This window comes from Aromatoleum sp. (assembly GCF_035254505.1).
GTDB lineage: Bacteria > Pseudomonadota > Gammaproteobacteria > Burkholderiales > Rhodocyclaceae > Aromatoleum.
In genome coordinates this window covers 1-4,937 of record NZ_DATFAO010000030.1, presented here as the reverse complement: position 1 = coordinate 4,937, position 4,937 = coordinate 1, and the positions used below count along the sequence as shown (strand labels likewise).

The window sequence follows — 4,937 nt, the reverse complement described above, 5'->3', positions numbered from 1 at the left end:
GGAGTGGAGTTGGCGGCGCGTGCCGGCTACGATCCGCACGCCGCGCTCAGCCTGTGGGACAAGATGTCGGCGAAGGCGAACGGTGCTCCGCCGCAGTGGCTTTCCACCCACCCGGCTCACGAAACCCGGCGCCGGGACCTTGCTGAATATGCTGAACGCGTAGAGCCGCTCTATGAGCGTGCGCGTCGCTGATGGCTTGGGCGGCGTGGTCGTCGCGCCCGCTATTCAGTCGGCGCCCCGTGTGAAATAATCGAAAACCTTTCTCCCCGCGGAAACAATTGGATGGAAGCCCAAACGCTGTACGAAAAGCTCTGGTCCAGTCATGTCGTGCATCAGGAAGCCGACGGCACTGCGCTCATTTATATCGACCGCCATCTGGTGCATGAAGTCACCAGCCCGCAGGCGTTCGAAGGCCTCAAGCTCGCCGGCCGCAAGCCGTGGCGCGTGAGCTCCATCGTCGCGACCGCCGACCACAACACGCCGACGGACCACTGGGAGCGGGGCATACTCGACCCCATCTCGCGGCAGCAGGTCGAGACGCTCGATGCCAATATCCGCGAAGTCGGCGCACTGGCTTACTTCCCGTTCAAAAATGAACGGCAAGGCATCGTTCACGTCATCGGGCCCGAGAATGGCGCGACGCTCCCCGGCATGACAGTCGTGTGCGGCGATTCGCACACGTCGACCCATGGCGCTTTCGCCTGTCTGGCGCACGGCATCGGTACGTCCGAGGTCGAGCACGTCCTCGCGACGCAGTGCCTGCTGCAGAAGAAGTCCAAGACGATGCTCGTTCGCGTCGATGGCACGCTTGGGGCGGGCGTCTCCGCCAAGGACATCGCACTTGCCGTGATCGGCCGCATCGGCACCGCCGGCGGTACGGGGTATGCGATCGAATTCGGTGGCAGCGCGATTCGCGCCTTGTCCATGGAAGGACGCATGACCTTGTGCAACATGGCGATCGAAGCCGGCGCCCGTGCGGGCCTGGTCGGCGTCGACGAAGTCACGATCGACTATCTGCGCGGCAAGCCGCTGGCGCCGCAAGGCGAGGGCTGGGACAAGGCTGTTCAGTACTGGCGTACGTTAAAGTCCGACGACGGCGCGCAATTCAACAAGATCGTCGAAATCGACGGCGCCGCAATCGAGCCGCAGGTCACCTGGGGGACGTCGCCGGAGATGGTGGCGACCGTCGGCGGCCGTGTTCCGGATCCCGAACAGGTGAGCGATCCCGTCAAGCGGGAAGGCATCGAGCGCGCCCTGCGCTACATGGGACTCGCGCCCAACACGCCGATCGGTGAGATCCCCGTGGATCAGGTATTTATCGGTTCCTGTACCAATTCGCGGATCGAGGATCTGCGCGAAGCTGCTGCCGTTGCCAAAGGCCGCTCGAAGGCGGCCAGCGTCAAGCGCGTGCTCGTCGTTCCTGGGTCGGGAGTCGTGAAGCGCCAGGCCGAAGCCGAGGGGCTCGACAAGGTCTTCATCGCCGCCGGATTCGAATGGCGCGAGCCCGGTTGTTCGATGTGCCTCGCGATGAACGCCGACCGTCTTGAGCCGGGTGAGCATTGCGCTTCGACATCGAACCGGAATTTCGAAGGCCGTCAGGGCGCCGGTGGGCGCACGCATCTTGTAAGCCCGGCGATGGCCGCGGCCGCAGCGGTGACCGGTCGCTTCGTCGACGTGCGCACGCTGGCGTGATCGACTGATGCAGGTGCCGTCCCTGGCGGGCGGCATCGATGCGATATTGAATGGGGCGTGCGAATCGCCCCGGGGGATACAGAGAGAATGAAACCGTTTTCCGTACTCGATGGCCTGGTGGCGCCGCTGGACCGTGCCAACGTCGATACCGATGCCATCATCCCGAAGCAATTCCTGAAGTCGATCAAGCGCAGCGGCTTCGGGCCGAACCTGTTCGACGAATGGCGCTATACCGACCACGGCGAGCCGGGTCAGGACTGCACGAACCGGCCGAAGAACGCCGACTTCGTGCTCAATCAGCCGCGCTACGCCGGCGCACAGGTCTTGCTTACGCGCGATAACTTCGGCTGCGGCAGCTCGCGCGAGCACGCGCCGTGGGCGCTCGAAGACTACGGCTTCCGTGTGCTGATCGGCCCGAGCTTTGCCGATATCTTCTTCAATAACTGCTTCAAGAACGGCCTGCTGCCAATCGTGCTGCCTGCCGCGCTGGTCGACGAACTGTTCCGCGAGTGCGAAGCGAACGAAGGTTATCGGCTCACAGTCGATCTGGCGGCGCAGACAGTCACCTCCCCGGGCGGACGAGTGATTCCTTTCGAGGTCGATGCCTTCCGCAAGGAATGTCTGCTCAATGGCTGGGATGACATCGGACTGACGCTGCGTCATGCCGACAAGATCCGCGCGTTCGAAGAGCAACGTCGCGCTCAACACCCGTACTATTTTGCCTGACGCGCTCGGCGCAAGGCTTACCAGGAGACGATAGTTGATGAAGATTTGCGTTCTGCCGGGCGACGGAATCGGTCCGGAAATCATGGCCGAGGCCGTGCGTGTCATCGAAGCGCTGGACCTGAAGTTCGAGCTCGAAGAAGGGCTCCTGGGCGGTGCCGCGGTCGATGCGACGGGCGATCCCTACCCGGAGGCGACGCGCAAGCTCGCGCGGGAGGCTGATGCCATTCTGCTGGGGGCCGTCGGTGGTCCTCAGTGGGACTCTCTGCCGCGCGAACAGCGGCCTGAACGCGGCCTGCTCGGCATTCGCAAGGACCTCGGTCTCTTCGCCAACCTGCGTCCGGCGATCCTCTATCCCGAACTGGCCAATGCGTCGACCCTGAAACCCGAGGTCGTGGCCGGCCTGGACATCCTGATCGTGCGCGAACTCACAGGCGACATTTACTTCGGTCAGCCGCGTGGCATCGAGCTGCGGGATGGCGAGCGTTACGGCTTCAACACGATGCACTACACGGAGTCGGAAATCCGCCGCATCGGGCGTGTGGCCTTCGACGCCGCCCGCAAGCGCAACAAGCGCCTGTGTTCCGTCGACAAGATGAACGTGCTCGAAACGACGCAGCTCTGGCGCGATGTGATGACCGAGCTTGCGCCCGAATATCCGGACGTCCAGCTCTCCCACATGCTCGTCGACAACGCCGCAATGCAGCTCGTGCGCGCACCGAAGCAGTTCGACGTGATGGTGACCGGCAACATATTCGGCGACATCCTGTCGGACGAGGCCTCGATGCTCACCGGTTCGATCGGCATGCTGCCGTCGGCTTCGCTGGATGCCAACAACAAGGGCCTTTACGAACCATCCCACGGTTCGGCTCCGGATATCGCCGGCAAGGGCGTTGCGAATCCGCTCGCGACGATCCTGTCGGCCGCGATGATGCTCCGCTATACCTTCAATAAGGAAGAAGCGGCGGTTCGGATCGAAGCTGCCGTCAAAAAGGTGCTGGCCCAAGGGTATCGGACCGGCGACATCTACGAGCCGGGAACGAACCGGGTCGGGACGCGACAGATGGGGGATGCCGTCCTGGCGGCGCTCTAAGCGATTTTTTGCAATTCGAGGTAAGGCAAATGAACAAGGTAGGTCTGGTTGGTTGGCGTGGCATGGTCGGCTCCGTGCTGATGCAGCGCATGGTGGAAGAGGGCGACTTCGCCCACATCGAACCGGTGTATTTCTCCACCTCGGCTGCAGGGGGCAAGGCCCCTGCGTTCGGAGGCAAGGAAGCTTCGCTGCCGCTGCAGGATGCGTCCAATGTCGACGTGCTCAAGCAGATGGACATCATCATTACCTGCCAGGGCGGCGATTACACGAAGGCCGTCTATCCGCAATTGCGCGCAGCCGGCTGGAAGGGGCACTGGATCGACGCTGCCAGTGCGCTGCGCATGGAAGACAATGCCGTGATCGTCCTCGATCCGGTGAACATGGATGTCATCAAGGACGCGCTGGTGAAGGGCGGTCGCGACTGGATCGGCGGCAACTGCACGGTCTCGCTGATGCTCATGGGCCTCGGCGGCCTCTTCAAGCACGACCTCGTCGAATGGGTGTCGGCGATGACCTACCAGGCCGCTTCCGGCGCCGGCGCACAGAACATGCGCGAACTGCTGTCGCAAATGGGCACGCTCCATGACGCCGTGAAGGCCGAACTCGCCGATCCGGCCTCGGCTATTCTCGACATCGATCGCAAGGTCGCGGAAACCATGCGTTCGGCTGATTTCCCCGTGAAGAATTTCCGCGGCGTTCCGCTCGCCGGCAGCCTGATTCCGTGGATCGACGTGCCCGTCGACAACGGCCAGTCCAAGGAGGAATGGAAGGGCGGCGCCGAGTGCAACAAGATCCTTGGCAACCCGGCTTTCCGTTCGCCGGGTAGCATTCCGATCGATGGCCTTTGCGTCCGTATCGGCGCGATGCGCTGCCACTCACAGGGCCTGACGATCAAGCTGCGCAAGGACGTGCCGCTCGACGAGGTCAGCGACATCATCGCCGGCGCGAACGACTGGGTGAAGGTCGTGCCGAATCAGCGCGAAATCAGCGAACGTGAGCTGACCCCGACTGCCGTTACCGGCACGCTGACGGTCCCCGTTGGCCGCCTGCACAAGATGGCGATGGGGCCGGAATACCTCGGTGCCTTCACCGTCGGCGACCAACTGCTGTGGGGCGCCGCCGAGCCCCTGCGCCGCATGCTGCGGATCCTGCTTGACCGCTGATGTCGAGCAGATGCACGGGGAGGGCTCCATGCCTTCCCCGTGGTCTTGCGATTCGCCCCTTCGGCTCCCGGCTCGACCGGCCTATCGCCTGCAAATTGCGTTGGCAATTAAAGAATTGCTGCGCGAATTTAAACAAAATGCTAGATTGCCCGGCATGCCGTTTGCACGGACCGATCCGCCACGTCCAAAATCCACGCAGTTTGCTGCCCATGCTAGGGTGCGGATGATATGACAACCATGAAAACATCGATCAAGGCCTCACTGAT

Annotated in this window: 5 protein-coding genes; all 5 read left to right on the top strand. The window is 63.0% G+C overall.

Annotation, left to right across the window (positions count from 1 at the left end; all coding sequences use genetic code 11):
• Positions 1-192 (top strand): M48 family metalloprotease (locus tag VJ673_RS05070; RefSeq protein WP_324124955.1); only part of this gene is annotated, 192 nt, incomplete at its 5' end.
• A 90-nt stretch (positions 193-282) separates the two neighbouring features.
• Positions 283-1,692 carry a 3-isopropylmalate dehydratase large subunit gene (gene leuC / locus VJ673_RS05065; protein WP_324124954.1) on the top strand — a complete coding sequence of 470 codons (1,410 nt, stop codon included), beginning with the start codon at positions 283-285 and terminating at the stop codon, positions 1,690-1,692.
• 87 nt (positions 1,693-1,779) lie between these two features.
• On the top strand, positions 1,780-2,418 hold the full coding sequence (gene leuD / locus VJ673_RS05060; RefSeq protein ID WP_324124953.1) for a 3-isopropylmalate dehydratase small subunit: 639 nt from the start codon (positions 1,780-1,782) through the stop codon (positions 2,416-2,418).
• A gap of 37 nt (positions 2,419-2,455) precedes the next feature.
• On the top strand, positions 2,456-3,508 hold the full coding sequence (gene leuB / locus VJ673_RS05055; protein WP_324124952.1) for a 3-isopropylmalate dehydrogenase: 1,053 nt from the start codon (positions 2,456-2,458) through the stop codon (positions 3,506-3,508).
• Positions 3,509-3,537: 29 nt separating this feature from the next.
• Positions 3,538-4,671, top strand: a complete 1,134-nt coding sequence (gene asd / locus VJ673_RS05050) for an aspartate-semialdehyde dehydrogenase (protein WP_324124951.1) — start codon at positions 3,538-3,540, stop codon at positions 4,669-4,671.
• Positions 4,672-4,937: the final 266 nt, after the last annotated feature.

Bases quoted from the DNA above. Each gene is read 5' to 3' on its own strand.
- leuC (WP_324124954.1), top strand. From the start codon at position 283: ATGGAAGCCCAAACGCTGTACGAAAAGCTCTGGTCCAGTCATGTCGTG.
- leuD (WP_324124953.1), top strand. From the start codon at position 1,780: ATGAAACCGTTTTCCGTACTCGATGGCCTGGTGGCGCCGCTGGACCGT.
- leuB (WP_324124952.1), top strand. From the start codon at position 2,456: ATGAAGATTTGCGTTCTGCCGGGCGACGGAATCGGTCCGGAAATCATG.
- asd (WP_324124951.1), top strand. From the start codon at position 3,538: ATGAACAAGGTAGGTCTGGTTGGTTGGCGTGGCATGGTCGGCTCCGTG.